Origin of the sequence: Actinosynnema pretiosum, from assembly GCF_002354875.1 — a bacterium.
GTDB classification, from domain to species: domain Bacteria; phylum Actinomycetota; class Actinomycetes; order Mycobacteriales; family Pseudonocardiaceae; genus Actinosynnema; species Actinosynnema auranticum.
The window spans coordinates 3,022,688-3,038,766 of the sequence record NZ_CP023445.1; the positions used below are offsets into that span (position 1 = coordinate 3,022,688).

Below are 16,079 nucleotides of genomic sequence, written 5' to 3' on the forward strand. Positions count from 1 at the left end.
ACCCGTGGAGCACCAGGAAGTCGAGCTGCTGGCGATCGGCGCCGGACCCGCGAACCTCGCGCTCGCCGTGGCGCTGGAGGAGCTCGCGCCCGAGATCGCCGCGAACACCACCATCGTCGAGCAGCACGACACCGTGGCCTGGCAGCGCGGGATGCTGCTGCCCTGGTCGCAGAGCCAGGTGTCGTTCCTCAAGGACCTGGTCACCCTGCGCAACCCGCGCAGCGAGTTCTCGTTCCTGAACTTCCTGCACGCCAACGGCAGGCTGGACGAGTTCATCAACCTCGGCACGTTCACCCCGTACCGCAGGGAGATCTCCGACTACCTGTCCTGGGTCGCCGCCTCCCTCAAGTCGGTGCGCGTGCTGCACGGCCGCAAGGTGGTGGCGGTCGAGCCGCGCGCCGAGGTCGGCGGCGAGGTCACCTCGTGGCTGGTGCGCTTCTCCGACGGCTCCACCACCGGCGCCCGCTCGCTGGTCTTCGGCACCGGCCGCGACCCGCACGTGCCCACCGAGTTCCTCGGCCTGCCGCAGGAGAAGGTCGCGCACAGCATCGAGTTCGCCCAGCGCCTCAAGCAGCTCGACCCGGCCACCACCAAGCGCGTCGTGGTCGTCGGCGGCGCGCAGTCGGCGGCCGAGATGTTCTGGGAGTCGCACCAGGCGCTGCCCGGCGCCGAGGTGACCATGGTGATGCGCTCCATCGGCCTCAACGGCTACGAGAGCAGCAAGTTCACCAACGAGCTGTTCTACCCCTCGTTCGTCGACACCTTCAACAGCGCCCTCCCGGACGCCCGCGAGCAGCTGCTGCGCGAGATGCACCGCACCAACTACGGCGGCCTCTCGCCCGCGACGCTGGAGAACCTCTACCGCACCATCTACCTGGAGAAGCTCAGCGGCGACCAGCGGATGTCCGTCATCACCATGGTCGAGGTCGCCGACGCCCGCTCCGAGGGCGACGAGGTCGTGCTGACCCTGGTGGACCGCAAGGACGGCTCCCGCTCCGAGCTGCGCTGCGACGTGGTGCTGCTGGGCACCGGCTACAGCCAGAAGATGCCGCTGGTGACCAGGAACCTGGCCGCCTCGGTCGGCGCGGACGACTTCACCGTCACCCGCAACTACCGGGTCACCCTCCCCGCCCACGTGACCGCCCGCGTGTACCTGCAGGGCGTCAACGAGGCCACGCACGGCATCGCGGACTCGCTGATCAGCGTGCTCGCCATCCGCTCCAGCGAGATCGTCGCCGACCTGCGCGCCGACGAGCGCCCGGCGCACGCCCCGGCCCAGGCCCCCGCCCCGGCCCGCGTGCAGCCCGAGCTGCTCGACGTCGTCCGCTCCTGACCCCCCACCCGCCACCGCCTGGAAGGCACGCACCGACATGATGGAGTTGCGCAAGTTGGACCGGGACAACCTCAAGCAGGACAACGGGCTCGTCGCCCAGCGCCTGGTCCCGTGGGAGCTGCTGAACGCCCCCTTCGAGGGTTCCTGGTGCGTGGTGCGCCCCGGCGCCGAGTCCGGCGCGCACGGCCACCACGAGTACGAGATCTGGGTCGCCATGACCGGCCAGGCCGAGATCATCACCGCCGAGGGCGCCACCGAGTTCAAGGCGGGCGACGTCGTGCACTTCACCCCGCACGAGGAGCACCAGGTGGTGAACCGGGGCGAGGAGGACTTCCAGTTCTACTCGATCTGGTGGGACGCCGAGCTGTCCGAGAAGTTCGCTGCCAGGCACGCGGAGAGCCGGTGACCACCGCGCGGCCCGCCGTCGTCATCGCGGCCACGCCCACCTCCAACGGCGACCTGCACGTCGGGCACCTCGCGGGCCCGTACCTGTCCGCCGACGTGTACGCCCGCTACCTCAAGGCCACCGGCCGCCCCGTGGTCTACACGACCTGCACGGACGACAGCCAGAGCTACGTGGTGTCCACCGCGCACCGCAGGGGCCTGGCCCCCGAGGAGCTGGTGCGCACCTCCACCGAGCAGATCAGCCGCTCGCTCGCCGCCGCGGGCACCCTCGTCCCCGGCCTGCCGCCGATCGACGAGCGCTACCGCCGCACCGTGCTCGACTACCTCCTCGAACTGCACGCCGCGGGCCGCTTCCAGCCGCGCACCGTGCGCCTGCCCTACGCCAAGAACGCGGGCGTGTTCCTGTACGACGGCCTGGTCAGCGGCACCTGCCCGGTGTGCCTGTCCGGCAGCTGCGGCGGCGCCTGCGAGAACTGCGGGCACCCCAACAACTTCGACGAGCTGATCGACCCGAAGTACACGATCGACCCGAGCGACCCGGTGGTCTACCGGGAGCAGCGCATCCTCGTGCTGCCGCTGGAGGAGTACCGCGAGCGCCTCTCCTCCTACTACGCCTCGCGCACCCCGCGCTGGCGCCCGCACGCCAAGCAGCTCATCGGCGAGCTGCTGGCCCGCCCGCTGCCCGACGTGCCGGTCACCTTCCCCGGCTCCTGGGGCATCCCCGCCCCGTTCCCGGAGACCCCCGGCCAGATCGTCTACCCGTGGGTCGAGGCCGTCCCCGCCGCGATGTACAGCACCTGGTGGGCGGCCACCGAGCAGGGCAACCCGCCCGGCGCCGCCGACGAGCTGTGGCGCGCCGAGAGCGGCGCGGAGCTGGTCTACTTCCACGGCTTCGACAACGTCTACCACTGGGGCCTGGTCGACCTGGTGATGCTGATGGCGCACGGCGACCGCTACACCACGCCGGACGCCAACGTCTGCAACGAGTTCTACGACCTGGAGGGCGAGAAGTTCTCCACCAGCCGGGGCCACCTCATCTGGGGCGCCGACCTGTTCGCCGAGGTGCCCAAGGACCTGGTGCGGTTCTACCTCGCGCTGACCGCGCCCGAGTTCCAGCGCACCAACTTCAGCCGCGAGCAGCTGCACTCGGTCACCACGCGCAGGCTCGTCGACCCGTGGAACGCCCTGGCGGACACCACCTCCCTGGTGCTGGGCGGGGTGGTGGACGGCACCGCGCTGCCCACCACCGAGGCCGGGCGCAGGCGCGCCACGGCGATGGACGAGCGGTTCCGGCTCTGCTACGAGCTGCCCGGCTTCACCCTCGGCCGCGCCGCCGAGACCGCGATCACCCAGCTGGCCAGGCTGCGCGCGCTCGCCGAGACCGTGGACCCGGCCCGCAACGGCCACTCGCCCACCGCCCCCGGCGACCTGCTGCTGGAGGCCCGCACCCTGCTGGCGTGGACCGCGCCGATCCTGGTCGACACCGCCGAGCGCCTCACCGGCCTCGGCGTCGACCTCGCCCTCGGCGGCAGGCCCGCGACCGAGGTCCCGGCGTTCCGGTTCCCCCGGCTGCCCGCGACCGACTCGCCGACCCGGCCGACCACCCTGATCGACAGCGCCCGGTAGGAGGACGCCGTGAAGCTGCTGACCGTCGAGACCCGCCAGTACCTGGACTACTACCACTCCCGCTACCGGCAGGTGCAGGACCTCGGCGTCGACCTGCACGTGCTCAACGGCGAGGGCACCGAGGACTTCTGGCCCGCCGACCGCTACCGCCTGGTCGGCTCCAAGGACATCGACAAGATGGTCGAGGTCGCCAAGGAGTGGCACGCCGCCGAGCACTTCGACGGCGTGATCACCTTCTCCGAGGCCGCGGTCGTCGCCGTCGCCGTCATCGCCGAGGCGCTGGGCCTGCCCACCATCGGCCGCGAGGCCGCCGTCAACAGCCGCAACAAGCTGCTGATGCGCCAGTCCCACCAGGCGGGGGGCGCTCCCATCCCCGGCTTCCGGCACGTCGAGAGCCTGGAGGAGGCGCAGGAGGCCGCGCGCGAGTTCGGGTTCCCCGTCATCGTCAAGCCCACCCTGGGCGCGGGCAGCCACTTCGTCTTCAAGTGCGACGACGAGGCCGAGCTGGCCGAGCACTACGCGCAGGCCGCCGAGGGCATCCGGGACCTGTTCTGGGCCAACTCCGAGGCCGACGGGATCGACCTGGGGCCCAACGCCCTGCTGGTCGAGTCGTTCCTGGACGGCAAGGAGTACCTGATGGAGGCGGTCGCCTGGGACGGCGAGGTCTACCTCGGGTCCGTGGTCGACCGGATCACCGCCGAGGGCGGCACGTTCGACGACGACGTGCACCACGCCCCCACCTCCATGTCGCCGCGCGACCTGGCGGCGGTGCACGCCGTGGTCAAGGCGGGCGCGCTCGCCCAGGGCCTGCGGCGCAGCGTCATGCACGCCGAGGTCCGCTTCCACCGGGGCGAGCCCTACCTGCTGGAGATCGCGGCGCGGGTCGGCGGCGGCGGGCTCGACATGATCGCCCGCGTCACCGCCGACCACGACCCGATCGCCGCCGTGGTCGACATCGCCGCGGGCAAGGCGCCGGACGTGCGGCACTTCCGGCCCACCGGCACCCACACCACCTCCATGTGCCTGATCTCCGGGGCGGGCGTGGTCAAGGAGGTCGTGGTGCCGCAGGAGGTCGCCGAGTCCGACCGGGTCTTCCTGCTCAAGATCACCGCCCGGCCCGGCGACGTGATCAAGCGCCCGCCGAACGGCAACACCATCCTCGGGTTCCTCGGCACCACCGGCGACTCCGAGGCGGAGGCCTTCGCCACCATGGCCGACTTCGCCGAGCGCATCACCGTCGACTTCCAGTAACCGCACCGGTTCCAGCCCACCACCGGCGCCGCCCGCACGCGGCGGCGCCGGACCGAACCGCCACGAGAGGACGCCGCCCATGCGCGTGGCCAGACCCAGGCACTACCTCATGTGCCGACCGGAGCACTTCGACGTCACCTACTCGATCAACCCGTGGATGCGCCCGGAGAAGCCCACCGACGCGGCCATCGCGGTCCTGCAGTGGGAGCGGCTGCGCAGCCTGTTCCTGGGGCTGGGCCACCGGGTCGAGCTGATCGACCCGCTGCCCGGCCTGCCCGACATGGTGTTCGCCGCCAACGGCGCCACCGTCGTCGACGGCAAGGTCCTGTCCGCCAGCTTCCGGCACGCCGAGCGCGTCCCCGAGGGACCGGCCTACCTGACCTGGTTCCGCGAGCGCGGCTTCCCGTGCCACGAGGCCGAGTTCGTCAACGAGGGCGAGGGTGACTACCTCGTCGTCGGCCGCAGGGTGCTGGCGGGCAACGGGTTCCGCACCGACCCGCGCTCGCACGCCGAGGCCGCCTCCTGGTTCGGCCGCGAGGTCGTGCCGCTGGAGCTGGTCGACCCGCGCTACTACCACCTGGACACCGCGCTGGCCGCGCTGTCCGACGACGAGGTCGCCTACTACCCGGACGCGTTCTCCGCGTCCAGCAGGGCCGTGCTGGGCGAGCTGTACCCGGACGCGGTGCTCGCCGACGACCACGACGCCGAGGTGTTCGGGCTCAACGCGGTCTCGGACGGCAAGCACGTCGTGCTCGCCCAGGAGGCGCTCGGGCTGCACCGGGCGCTGGCCGAGCGCGGCTTCACCCCCATCGGGGTGGACCTGTCCGAGCTGCTCAAGGCGGGCGGGAGCGCCAAGTGCTGCACGTTGGAGCTGCGCGGGACGAGCGGGGGAGCGCGATGACCACCACGCGGGAGCACGCGATCGACTACGACGGCCGCAGGTTCTCGCCCGTCGCGGACGGCGCCCCCGAGGAGTCGCGGGTCGCCGTCTACCACCAGGACGGCGACCTGTTCTGGGGCGAGTTCCTCGGGGGCCGGGCCCGGCGCGGCACGCTCACCGGGACCGTGCTGCCCGACGGCAGGCTCGACTTCGCCTACTGCATGGTCCTGGAGGACAACCGGGTCGTCTCCGGCCACTGCACCAGCACGCCCCAGGTGCTGGCCGACGGCAGGGTCCGGCTCAACGAGGTCTGGGAGCGCTTCGGCGCCCACGCGGACCGGGGCACCTCGGTGATCGAGGAGATCGCCCCGCGCGCCTAGCGCACGGCCGCCGCCGGGAAGCGCTGCCCGGCGGCGGCGCCGCACCACCGGAGCGCGGCACAGCACCGAGCAGCGCACAGCACCGAGCAGCGCACAGCGCAGTGCGCCGAACGAGACGGGTGAGCACCGAGACATGACCACGGCACAGTCCGCCACCGACCCGGCCACGACCGACCCGACCGCCGCCGACCCGACCGCCGCACCCGCCGGGGACGTCCCCCGCAAGGGCGGGGTCGTCACCTGGGCCTGCGCGCCGGGCTTCCCGCCCGCCGTGATCTTCCCGTTCACGCCCGCCGAGCGCATGGGCACCCGCAACATCCTGGAGTTCCAGGCCCTGATGTACCGGACGCTGTACTACTTCGGCAGCGACGGCACCCCGAACGTCGACTACCACCAGAGCATCGGCGAGGAGCCGGTGTGGAGCGAGGACGGCCGCACCGCGCGCGTGCGCGTCAAGCCGTGGAAGTGGTCCAACGGCGAGACCGTGTGCGCCGACAACGTCCTGTTCTGGGTGAACCTGATGAAGGTCAAGGGCCCCCGGTACGGCGAGTACGTCCCCGGCTACTTCCCGGACAACCTCACCGAGTACGGCAAGCTCGCCGACGACGAGGTGTTCTTCACCTTCGACAAGCCCTACTCCAAGCACTGGGTGCTGCACAACCAGCTCAGCACCATCACCCCGCTGCCCAAGGCCTGGGACCGCACCGCCGACGGCCCGGCCAACGCCTCCGGCGACCTCGCCGACGTCGAGGCCGTCTACGACTACCTGATGGCCGAGCAGGGCGACATCATCAACGAGGGCAACGAGCACCGCACCAGGTGGGCCGAAAGTCCCGTGTGGAGCGTCGTCTCCGGGCCGTGGCGGCTCAAGAGCTACACCCTCGAAGGCGTCGTCACCTTCGTGCCCAACGAGCACTACTCCGGTCCGAACAAGCCGCACCTGGACGAGTTCCGCCAGATCCCGACCTTCTCCGACGAGGAGCAGTACGAGGTCCTCAGGAAGGGCCCGGACGCCGAGGGCGGCTTCCAGGTCGGCTACCTGCCGCTCAGCTTCGCCACCGAGCCCGCCGTCGACCCGGTCGTCGGCGGCCCCAACCCGCTGGCCGAGCACTACACGATGCACCCGCAGACCGCGTTCTGCATCCGGTACATCTCGCTCAACTACAACAACCCCACCGTCGTCGGGAAGATGTTCGCCCAGACCTACCTGCGCCAGGCGCTGCAGAGCGTCCTGGACCAGGACACCGCGGTCCGCGACATCTACCAGGGCTACGCCTACCGGCAGAACGGCCCCGTCCCGATGTACCCGAGGACCGAGTACGTCTCCCCGCGCCAGCGCGAGGGCGCCTGGCCGCTCCCGTTCGACCCCAAGCACGCCAAGGAGCTGCTGGAGGCCAACGGCTGGGACACCAGCCGGACCCCGGCGGTGTGCGTGCGCGCGGGAACCGGACCGGGCGAGGCGGGGGAGGGCATCCCCGAGGGCACGGAGCTGACCCTGCTCATGCGCTACGTCGAGGGCCGCCCCGCGCTCACCCGGCTCATGGAGGGCTTCCGCGACGCCGCCGCCGAGGCGGGCATCGAGCTGCGCCTGCGCGAGGTCTACGGCTCCGTCCTGGTCGCCGAGGACGCGCCGTGCGTGCCCACCGAGGAAACCCCCTGCCTGTGGGAGATGTGCTGCTGGAACGGCGGCTGGGCCTACCACCACCCCACCGGCGAGATCCTCTTCTCCACCGGCGCGGGCGGCAACTTCGGCTTCTACACCGACCCGAAGGCCGACGCGCTCATCGAGCGCACCGTCACCACCGACGACCTGGACGTGCTCTACGAGTACCAGGACTACATCGCCGAGCAGGTGCCGGTGATCTTCACGCCCAACTTCCCCATCCGCCTCTTCGAGGTCGCCAACACCCTCAAGGGCTTCGGGCCGATCAACCCCTACGGCATGATCAACCCGGAGAACTGGTACTACGCCGAGGACCCGGCGTGATCACCGCCGCGCCCCCGCCGCCCATCGGGGCCCACCCCATGCTGGTGCTGCTGCTCCAGCTGGCGGTCCTGCTCGGCGTCGCCTTCACCCTCGGCCGCCTGTGCGCCCGCGTCTCCCTGCCCGCCGTGGTCGGTGAGCTGGCGGCGGGCATCCTGCTCGGCCCGTCCCTGCTGGCCAACCTCGCGCCCGCCGCCTCCGACTGGCTCTTCCCCGCCAACGCCGAGCAGATCCACCTCCTGGACGCCGTCGGCCAGCTCGGCGTGCTGCTGCTGGTCGGCTTCACCGGGATGCACATCGACACCAAGCTGATCCGCCGCACCGGCGCGAAAGCCGCGGGGGTCAGCGCGGGCGGCCTGTTCCTGCCGCTCGCCCTCGGCGTCGCGGTCGGCTTCGCGCTGCCCGCCTCCCTGGTGGGCGAGAAGGCCGACCGGCCGGTGTTCGCGCTGTTCCTCGGCGTGGCCATGTGCGTGAGCGCCATCCCGGTCATCGCCAAGACCCTGCTGGAGATGAAGCTGCTGCACCGCGACATCGGCCAGCTCACCATCAGCGCCGCCGCCGTGGACGACGTCGTCGGCTGGTCGCTGCTGTCCATCGTCTCCGCCATGGCCACCACCGGCCTGCGCGGCGGACACCTGCTGCTCACCTTCGGCAGCCTCGTCCTGGTGGCCGCCGTCGCCCTGCTCGTGGGCAGACCGCTGGTGCGCGCCGCCCTCACCCGCGCCGACCGCTCCGAGGACCCGGCCACCACCGTCGCCGTCGTCGCCGTGCTCCTGCTCGCCTCCGCCGCGGGCACCCACGCGCTCGGCCTGGAGGCGATCCTCGGCGCGTTCGCCTGCGGCATCCTGCTCAGCTCCTCCGGCCTGCTGAACCGGGCGAAGCTGGCCCCGCTGCGCACGTTCACCATGGCGGTCCTCGCGCCGATCTTCTTCGCCACCGCCGGGCTGCGCATGGACCTCACCCTGCTCGCCGACCCGGCGGTGCTCCTGGCCGCGCTCGCGGTGCTGGCCATCGCCATCGCGGGCAAGTTCGTCGGCGCCTACCTCGGGGCCAGGCTCAGCGGGCTCGGCCACTGGGAGGGCCTGGCGCTGGGCGCGGGGCTGAACGCGCGCGGCGTCGTGGAGGTGATCGTCGCGATGGCCGGGCTGCGCCTCGGGGTGCTCACCACCGCCGGCTACACGATCGTCGTGCTGGTCGCCGTCGTCACCTCGCTCATGGCCCCGCCGACGCTGCGGCACGCCGTCCGGCGCATCGCGGTGACCGAGGAGGAGAACGAGCGGGAGAAGGTCTTCAGCGGCCACCCCTGACCGGCCCCGAGCAGCACCGGGCAGCAGCACCGGGCACCGCCGGGCAGCACGAGCACCACCGAGCAGCACCGAGCACCACCGGTCGGCCCCTACCGGTCGACCTCCACCGCACCGCCACCCCGCCGCCGAGACGAGGACACCATGACCGAACCCGAGGACCCGCGCCCACTGCTGATCCTGGTGGGCACCGGGATGCGCACCTACCGCGAGTACCTGCTCGGCCCGATCAGCGCCGAGTACCGCGTGCACCTGTTCCTCACCGCCGAGCCCACCTGGGAGCGCGAGCACGTCCACGGCTGGACCGTGCTGCCCAGCACCATGGACGGCCAGGCGCTGGCCACCGCCGCCAAGGAGGTCGCCGCCACCGACGCCGTCGCGGGCGTGCTCTGCTGGGACGAGGCCCGCATCCACGCCGCCTCCTTCGCCGCCCAGGCCCTCGGCCTGCGCAACGGCGACCCCGACGTGGTGTGGGGCCTGCGCGACAAGGGCCGCACCCGCGCCGCGCTGACCGAAGCCGGTGTGCCGCAACCGGGTTCGCTCCCGGTCAAGTCCGTCGAGGACGCCGTCGCCGCCGCCGACCGGCTCGGCTACCCGGCCATCCTCAAGCCGCGCGGCCTCGGCGCCAGCCTCGGCGTGATCAAGGTCGAGGACGCCGACCAGGTGCGCGCGAACTTCGCCTTCACCCTCGCCGCCGAGGGCCCGGAGCCGGTCGTGTTCGACACCGACCAGCCCGTGCTCGTGGAGGAGTTCGTCTCCGGCGAGGAGGTCAGCGTCGACTCGGTCGTCGTGGACGGCGAGGTCACCCCGCTGTTCGTCGGCCGCAAGGTCGTCGGCTACCACCCGTACGCCGAGGAGGTCGGCCACTTCGTCTCGGCCGACGACCCGCTGCTCACCGACCCCGCGCTCGTCGACGCCCTGCGCCGCACCCACGAGGCGCTGCGCTTCACCGACGGCTTCACGCACTCCGAGTTCATGCTCACCGCCGACGGCCCGAAGGTCGTCGAGGTCAACGGCAGGCTCGGCGGCGACATGATCCCCTACCTGGGCAAGATCGCCACCGGCGTCGACCCCGGCCTCGCCGCGGCGGCCGCCGCCACCGGCCGCGTCCCCGACCTGACCCGCACCCGCTCCGGCGTCGCGGGCATCCGGTTCTTCTACGTCGAGGAGGAGGACACCACCATCGGCTCCCTCGGCTTCGACCAGGCCGCGCTCCCGCCCGACCTGCACCTCGCGGTCGTCGTCGCCCAGCCGGGCGCGGTGGTCTCCCCGCCGCCGAAGGGCACCGTCTGGGGGCGCGTCGGGTTCGCCGTCGCCGTCGGCGGCACCCGTGAGGAGGTCGCCCGGCAGCTCGACGCCGCCGAGGCCGCCTTCTCGGTCACGCCCGCGTGAGCGGCGGGACCCGACCGGTCCGACCGGTCGGGTCCCACCCGCACGACCCGCTCCACCGGCTCCACCAGTCCCGCCGACCCGCCCGTCCCGTCGCCTAGAAGTGATGACGCCATGACTACCGAGACCACTCCCGCCGAACCGAAGCCCGCCGGGATCTGGCAGACCTTCGTCGAAGCCCCCCTAGCGGTGAAAGCCGTGCTGGGCGGCGTCTTCGTCAACAAGGTCGGCGGGTTCCTCAACATCTTTCTCGTCCTGTTCCTGACCGCGCGCGGCTACACCGAGGCCCAGGCCGCCTCGGCGCTCGGCGCGTACGGCGTCGGCAGCGTCATCGGCGTCCTGATCGGCGGCGCCCTCGCCGACCGCCTCGGCGCGCGCAACGCCACCGTGCTCAGCATGGCCGGTTCGGCGATGCTGATCGGCTCGCTGCTGTACCTGCCCAACTACGGCTCGCTGATCGTCGCGATCGTCGTCGTGGCCGCCGTCAGCCAGGTCTACCGCCCGGCGTCGGCGACCCTGCTGTCCGAGCTGACCAGCGACGACCGCCAGGTCATGACCTTCGCCATGTACCGGTTCGGCCTGAACCTGGGCACCACGGCGGCCCCGCTGATCGGCTTCGGCCTGTTCCACCTCGGCGGCGAGAGCTACCACCTGCTGTTCTGGGGCGAGGCGCTGGTCGCGCTCGCCTACGCGCTGCTGGCCGCCGTGGCGCTGCCCACCAAGGCGCGCGAGCGCGAGCTGTCCGGCCGCGGCGGCGCCGAGGAGGACGGCGCCGCGCCCGCGGGCAGCTACCTGGAGCTGTTCAAGGACGGCCGGTACCTCTGCTACCTGCTCGGGATGTTCTTCAACTCCATCCTGTACGTGCAGTACATGTCCACGCTGCCGCTGGACGTGCAGGCGTCCGGGGTGCCGGTGTTCTGGTACACCCTGGCGGTCTCGCTCAACGGCGGCGCGGTGATCCTGCTGGAGCTGCTGGTCACCAAGAAGACCCAGCGCCTCAAGCCGCGCCTGGTCGTGCTCACCTCCTACTCGCTCGTCGCCGTCGGGTACGCGCTCTACGGCCTGCCGCTCGGCCCCGCCGTGATCGTCATCGGCACCCTGGTGTGGACGCTCGGCGAGATCATCGGCGGGCCCGTGGTGTTCGCCTACCCCGGCATGGCCGGTCCCGCGCACCTCAAGAGCCGGTACATCGGCAGCTTCCAGTTCGTGTTCGGCCTCGGCTCGGCGATCGGCCCGGTGCTGGGCGGGATGCTGTTCCTGGGCATCGGGCGCGGCGTGTGGCCGGTGCTGGCCGGGTTCGGCCTGCTGGCCGCGCTGGTGGGCGCCTACGGCGTCACCGCGCGCAAGGCCGCCGACGACGCTCCCGCCGCGGTCGCGGACCCGGTGGAGCCGGTGCTGGTGGCCGAGGAGAAGAAGGGCTGAGCCGGTCCCCGGCGGCTCGCCCGGTGGTTCGGGGGTCCGTCCCGGTGACGCGGAACGGGCCCCCGGCGCGCGTCCGGGCGGCGTAGGGTCGGTTGGGCTGGTGGACTTTCGCGGCGGGAGGCAGTGGTGGCCGAGCAGGACGACGTGGTGGACGAGACCGGGGGACCGGGCCTGCGCTGGGCGATCAAGCGCAGCTTCGTCGACTACGTGCTGCGGATGCCCGACGGCCGCGCGGGCGCGGGCGAGGGCGCGCACCCCCTGGAGGGCGGCGAGATCCGCTACGAGGCCGGTGAGCCGCGCGAGGTGGACGGCGCGCTCGTGCTGCCCTTCCGGGGCGACGTGCGGTTCGCGGGCCACTTCGGCATGCTGTACGTGCGCATCGCCGACCCCGAGGTGACCATCCGGGACGGCAAGGCGGAGCTGACCATCGCCGACCCGTACCTCAAGTCCGAGGAGCGGACCAGGCTGGTCACGTTCACCGCCGTGCCGCTCGACGCCGGGCCCGGCGAGTCGGCCTGGAGCGCGAGCGACGTGGTGCTCGCGCCGGAGGGCGTCGAGCTGTTCAACGACGTGTACCAGGCCGGTGAGCCGTTCGAGCCGCTGGAGATCCGGGTCCCCGCGCCCTGACCCGTTCCGGCGCGGGTGGGTCGACCCCGCGCCCGTGCACGAGCCCCGGTGATCGGCGCCGCGCGATCGGCGCCCGTCACCGGGGTTTTCGCCTTTCTGACCCGTTCGGGCGATGCTGGTCCCCGTTCGCCGCGCCGATGCTCTCTGCGCGTGCACGGCTTTCACGTGGATTTCACAGAATTCGTCGTCGGAATCACCGGTGCTCCTGTCCGCGCTGGTGACGGCTCGAGGGCGGTGGGGCGCGCTGGTCGGCGTCCCGTTGCCCCGCAGGGGTTTCCGACTGCGGAAAGCCCGTGCGCTTGGTCCTCGCGGTCGCCGCCGACTGCTCCGCCCGGCGGCGTCCGCGCGCGGCCGGACGTCGGTTTCGCGCCGTGGTCCACCGCGCGGGGAAATACCCAAACGACCTATTGCCGAGAACGCATCACACTGACGAGTGAAAGGCATTCACGATCGGATGATCACCCCTCCGAATGGGCCATTCGGGGCGGGTCGGGAGCATATTCTCCCGCTGTGGTCGGACGCGCCCCGTCGCTCCGCCGCACCGAGGGTCGGACGTCCGCCGGAGCAGCCGTGACGCCGAGCGCGCGGTCTCCGCGCCCACCCCGAACGCCACAGCCGGACCCAAGGCCCACCCCGAGGAGCCTCCCGTGATGCCCTGCACCGTCGACGCGCCCTTAACCTCCCACGACCGGGAGCTGGTCGCCGAAGCAGTCGAGTTCGCCCGCACCGCCACCGGAGCCGCCGCGCTCGAACTCGTGCTCGGCCGCCCCGCGCCGCTGGAGCTCCAGGCGCACCTGGAGTTCGCCCACGCGGCGGTCCTGGTGCGCGCCGCGACCCCCGAGGCGGTGGCCCCGCTGCTGCGCGGCCTCGGCGTCGCCCCGCGCCCGCCCGTGCCCAGCACGGTGGTCCGCGACCGCCTGTCCCGGCGCGCGGGCCGACCGGTGCGGGTCGAGATCGTGCACGGCGCGGTCGGCGGCGGGTTCCCCGGCCGCGAGCTGGAGCTGTTCGTGCTGACCGGCGGCCACCCGCTCACCCCCGAGGACCAGGACCGCGAGGCGCACCTGGCGTTCCGCGCCGAGGGGGACGCGGTGGTGCTGCGCGGGCTGCACAGCGCGCTGCTGGAGGCCGGGCTCGCGCCGGACGGCGGCGGGCACAACGCGCACGAGGGCACGTCGGTGCTGTACTTCCGCGGCGAGCACCGGCTGGAGCTGGCGCTGCCGGGGCACCACGAGGCGCTGCTGCGGCACCACCTCGGCGAGGACGAGCCGGGGGAGGACGGCGCCGAGGGGGAGGGCGACCGGGGCGGTGACCGGGGTGGCGACCGGCGTGGTGAGGGCGACCCGGCCGGGGACGGCGAGGGGGCCGAGGACCGCGCCGCCCGGAGCGACGCCGCCGGGCTCGCCACGGGCGTGCTCGACGCCGCCGGGCTCACCGCGGGCGCGTTCGACGCCGCCGGGCTGACCGCGGGCGTGCTCGACGCCGCCGGGCTCGCGGGGGGCGCGCCCAGCACCGCAGTCCTCGGTGGCGCGGATCTTGACGGTGCGCCCCCCGGTGCCGCAGCGTTCCCCCGGACCGCGCCCCACCCGAGCGCGAACGACCACACCGGAGGGCTGTTCCCGTTGCCCACCAACGACTCCGCCCCCACCAACGACTCCGCCCCCGACCACGACACCACCCCGGCCCACGCCACCGACGCCACCCGCCACCACGTGCTCACCCTGCTCACCGGCGCGTGGCGCACCTCCGCCGTCGCGACCGCCGCCGAGCTGGGTGTCGCCGACCAGCTCGCGGGCGGTCCCCTCACCACCGCCGAGCTGGCCACCCGCGTCGGCGCCCAGCCCGACCCGCTCAACCGCCTGCTGCGCTTCCTGGCCGCGCTCGGCCTGTTCGCCCACGAGGACGGCCGCTGGCGGCTCACCCCGGCGGCCGAGCTGCTGCGCGCCGACGCCGAGGGCTCCCAGCGCGACCTCGCCCGGCTGTACGGCGGCCTGTTCTACCGCTCGTTCGGCGCGCTGGCGCACACCGTCCGCACCGGCGGCTGCGCGTTCACCGAGGTGTTCGGCGCCGACCCGTTCGACCACCTCGCGGAGCACCCCGACGACGCCCGCCTGTTCGAGGGCGCGATGGCGGCGGGCACCGGGTTCCTCGCGCACGTGCCGCCCCTGCTGGAGGTCCCGGCGGGCGGCACGGTCGTGGACGTCGGCGGCGGTGACGGCACGCTGCTGCGGCTCGTGCTCCGGTCCGCGCCCGGCGCGCGCGGGGTGCTGTTCGACCGCTCGCACGTCGCCGACTCGGCGCGCGCGGCGCTCGGCGAGCGGGCCGACGTGGTGCCCGGCGACTTCTTCCTCGACCCGCTGCCGTCCGGCGGCGACTGCTACCTGCTGTCGCGGGTCCTGCACGACTGGGACGACGAGCGCTGCGCGGTCCTGCTGGCGAACCTGCGCGCCGCGATGCCCGAGGGCAAGCCGCTGTACCTGGTGGAGCGCCCGGTCCGCGAGGTCCCGACCCCGCTGGCGCTCGGGTTCGACCTGCACATGATGGTCAACAACGTGCGCGGCCGGGAGCGCGAGGTGGGTGAGTACCGGGACCTGCTGGCGGCGGCGGGTTTCCGGCTGGAGCAGGTGCTCGACCTGCCGCTGGAGATGGCGCTGCTCGTCGCGCGCTGATCCCCCCGACTCCGGGGACCCGACCCACCCCTCGGGGCGGGTCCCCGGACCCCGTCACGGCTTGCGCAGCACCGTCACCGCGAAGCCCGCCGCCTCGTCCCACGGCCGCAGGTCCCAGGTCGCGAACCGCTGCTCCAGCACCAGGCCCGCCGCCGCGCAGTGCGCGTCGAAGTCGGCCAGCGGGTAGCCCCGGTCGGTGCCGAACCCGACCACCGCGAAGCCGTCCGGCACGAGGTGGTCCGCGAAGCCCCTCAGCACGTCGACCTCGGTGCCGGGCGCCAGGAACGTCATCACGTTGCCCGCGCACACGATCGCGTCGAACGGCTCGGTCACGCCCCGCCCCGCCAGGTCCAGGTCGGCCAGGTCGGCGGCGAGCAGCACCGGCACCTCGGGGTGGTCCTCGCGCGCGGCCTCGATCAGCGCCGGGTCGGCGTCCACGCCCACCACCACGTGCCCCCGCGCGTGCAGCTCGGCGGACACCCGGCCGGTGCCGCAGCCCGCGTCGAGCACCCGCGACCCGCGTCGCAGCATCGCGTCCAGCGTGCGCGCCTCACCGGCCAGGTCGGCGCCGTCGCGCCGCATGGCGCGGAAGCGCTCGATGTACCACTGCGAGTGGCCGGGCTTGGTGTCGGTGGCCCACCGGGTCGGTTTTCCCATGCCCGCCAAGCTAGCCCACCTGGCCCAACACCCGCCGCGCAGGTCAGGGGGTGTCCGGAGCGGGACCTCGGGCCCGGCGCGGGGAGGTCCCCCGGCCCTGGTGGCGGTCGCCCCGCGGAAAACCCGCACGGGGGTGGCGGCTTTCAGTAACGTGA

12 protein-coding genes and 1 pseudogene are annotated in these 16,079 nt (G+C 73.1%); 12 read left to right on the forward strand and 1 reads right to left on the reverse strand.

Features of this window, described 5'->3' with window-relative positions; genetic code table 11:
- The first annotated feature begins 4 nt into the window (after positions 1-4).
- From CNX65_RS13475 to CNX65_RS13530, 12 genes and pseudogenes are all read left to right on the forward strand, one after another.
- Positions 5-1,333, forward strand: a complete 1,329-nt coding sequence (locus CNX65_RS13475) for a lysine N(6)-hydroxylase/L-ornithine N(5)-oxygenase family protein (protein ID WP_096493096.1) — start codon at positions 5-7, stop codon at positions 1,331-1,333.
- Between the two features lie 40 nt (positions 1,334-1,373).
- Positions 1,374-1,739 (forward strand): cupin domain-containing protein, encoded by a 366-nt coding sequence (locus CNX65_RS13480; RefSeq protein ID WP_096497765.1) that lies wholly within the window; start codon positions 1,374-1,376, stop codon positions 1,737-1,739.
- Complete coding sequence (locus tag CNX65_RS13485; RefSeq protein ID WP_096493097.1) at positions 1,736-3,364, forward strand: class I tRNA ligase family protein; 1,629 nt, start codon at positions 1,736-1,738, stop codon at positions 3,362-3,364. Before CNX65_RS13480 ends, CNX65_RS13485 begins: the two co-directional genes overlap by 4 nt.
- Before the next feature lie 9 nt (positions 3,365-3,373).
- Positions 3,374-4,615 (forward strand): ATP-grasp domain-containing protein, encoded by a 1,242-nt coding sequence (locus tag CNX65_RS13490; protein WP_096493098.1) that lies wholly within the window; start codon positions 3,374-3,376, stop codon positions 4,613-4,615.
- Positions 4,596-5,516, forward strand: a pseudogene (ddaH, locus tag CNX65_RS13495) (dimethylargininase); the annotation flags it as partial. The gene CNX65_RS13490 and the pseudogene ddaH, both read left to right, overlap by 20 nt.
- The gene (locus CNX65_RS13500; RefSeq protein ID WP_096493100.1) at positions 5,513-5,875 is read left to right on the forward strand and encodes a hypothetical protein; all 363 of its coding nucleotides are present in this window, start codon (positions 5,513-5,515) and stop codon (positions 5,873-5,875) included. The pseudogene ddaH and the gene CNX65_RS13500, both read left to right, overlap by 4 nt.
- Positions 5,876-6,008: 133 nt before the next feature.
- The gene (locus tag CNX65_RS13505) at positions 6,009-7,862 is read left to right on the forward strand and encodes an ABC transporter substrate-binding protein (protein ID WP_096493101.1); all 1,854 of its coding nucleotides are present in this window, start codon (positions 6,009-6,011) and stop codon (positions 7,860-7,862) included.
- Complete coding sequence (locus CNX65_RS13510) at positions 7,859-9,166, forward strand: cation:proton antiporter (RefSeq protein ID WP_096493102.1); 1,308 nt, start codon at positions 7,859-7,861, stop codon at positions 9,164-9,166. Before CNX65_RS13505 ends, CNX65_RS13510 begins: the two co-directional genes overlap by 4 nt.
- Before the next feature lie 141 nt (positions 9,167-9,307).
- A complete protein-coding gene (locus CNX65_RS13515) occupies positions 9,308-10,555 on the forward strand; it encodes an ATP-grasp domain-containing protein (protein ID WP_096493103.1) in 1,248 nt (415 codons plus the stop codon).
- Between the two features lie 111 nt (positions 10,556-10,666).
- Positions 10,667-11,974, forward strand: a complete 1,308-nt coding sequence (locus CNX65_RS13520; RefSeq protein WP_096493104.1) for an MFS transporter — start codon at positions 10,667-10,669, stop codon at positions 11,972-11,974.
- A gap of 126 nt (positions 11,975-12,100) precedes the next feature.
- Entirely contained in the window at positions 12,101-12,601 is a 501-nt protein-coding gene (locus CNX65_RS13525) for an HtaA domain-containing protein (RefSeq protein WP_015801494.1), read from the forward strand.
- Between the two features lie 650 nt (positions 12,602-13,251).
- Complete coding sequence (locus tag CNX65_RS13530) at positions 13,252-15,267, forward strand: methyltransferase (RefSeq protein WP_096497766.1); 2,016 nt, start codon at positions 13,252-13,254, stop codon at positions 15,265-15,267.
- 54 nt (positions 15,268-15,321) lie between these two features.
- Here CNX65_RS13530 and CNX65_RS13535 read toward each other — a convergent pair whose 3' ends face one another.
- The gene (locus CNX65_RS13535; RefSeq protein WP_096493105.1) at positions 15,322-15,924 is read right to left on the reverse strand and encodes a class I SAM-dependent methyltransferase; all 603 of its coding nucleotides are present in this window, start codon (positions 15,922-15,924) and stop codon (positions 15,322-15,324) included.
- Between the last annotated feature and the right edge of the window lie 155 nt (positions 15,925-16,079).

Coding starts and splice junctions, on each gene's coding strand:
- CNX65_RS13480 (WP_096497765.1), top strand. CDS start 1,374: ATGGAGTTGCGCAAGTTGGACCGGGACAACCTCAAGCAGGACAACGGG.
- CNX65_RS13530 (WP_096497766.1), top strand. CDS start 13,252: ATGCCCTGCACCGTCGACGCGCCCTTAACCTCCCACGACCGGGAGCTG.
- CNX65_RS13515 (WP_096493103.1), top strand. CDS start 9,308: ATGACCGAACCCGAGGACCCGCGCCCACTGCTGATCCTGGTGGGCACC.
- CNX65_RS13505 (WP_096493101.1), top strand. CDS start 6,009: ATGACCACGGCACAGTCCGCCACCGACCCGGCCACGACCGACCCGACC.
- CNX65_RS13520 (WP_096493104.1), top strand. CDS start 10,667: ATGACTACCGAGACCACTCCCGCCGAACCGAAGCCCGCCGGGATCTGG.
- CNX65_RS13535 (WP_096493105.1), bottom strand. CDS start 15,924: ATGGGAAAACCGACCCGGTGGGCCACCGACACCAAGCCCGGCCACTCG.
- CNX65_RS13500 (WP_096493100.1), top strand. CDS start 5,513: ATGACCACCACGCGGGAGCACGCGATCGACTACGACGGCCGCAGGTTC.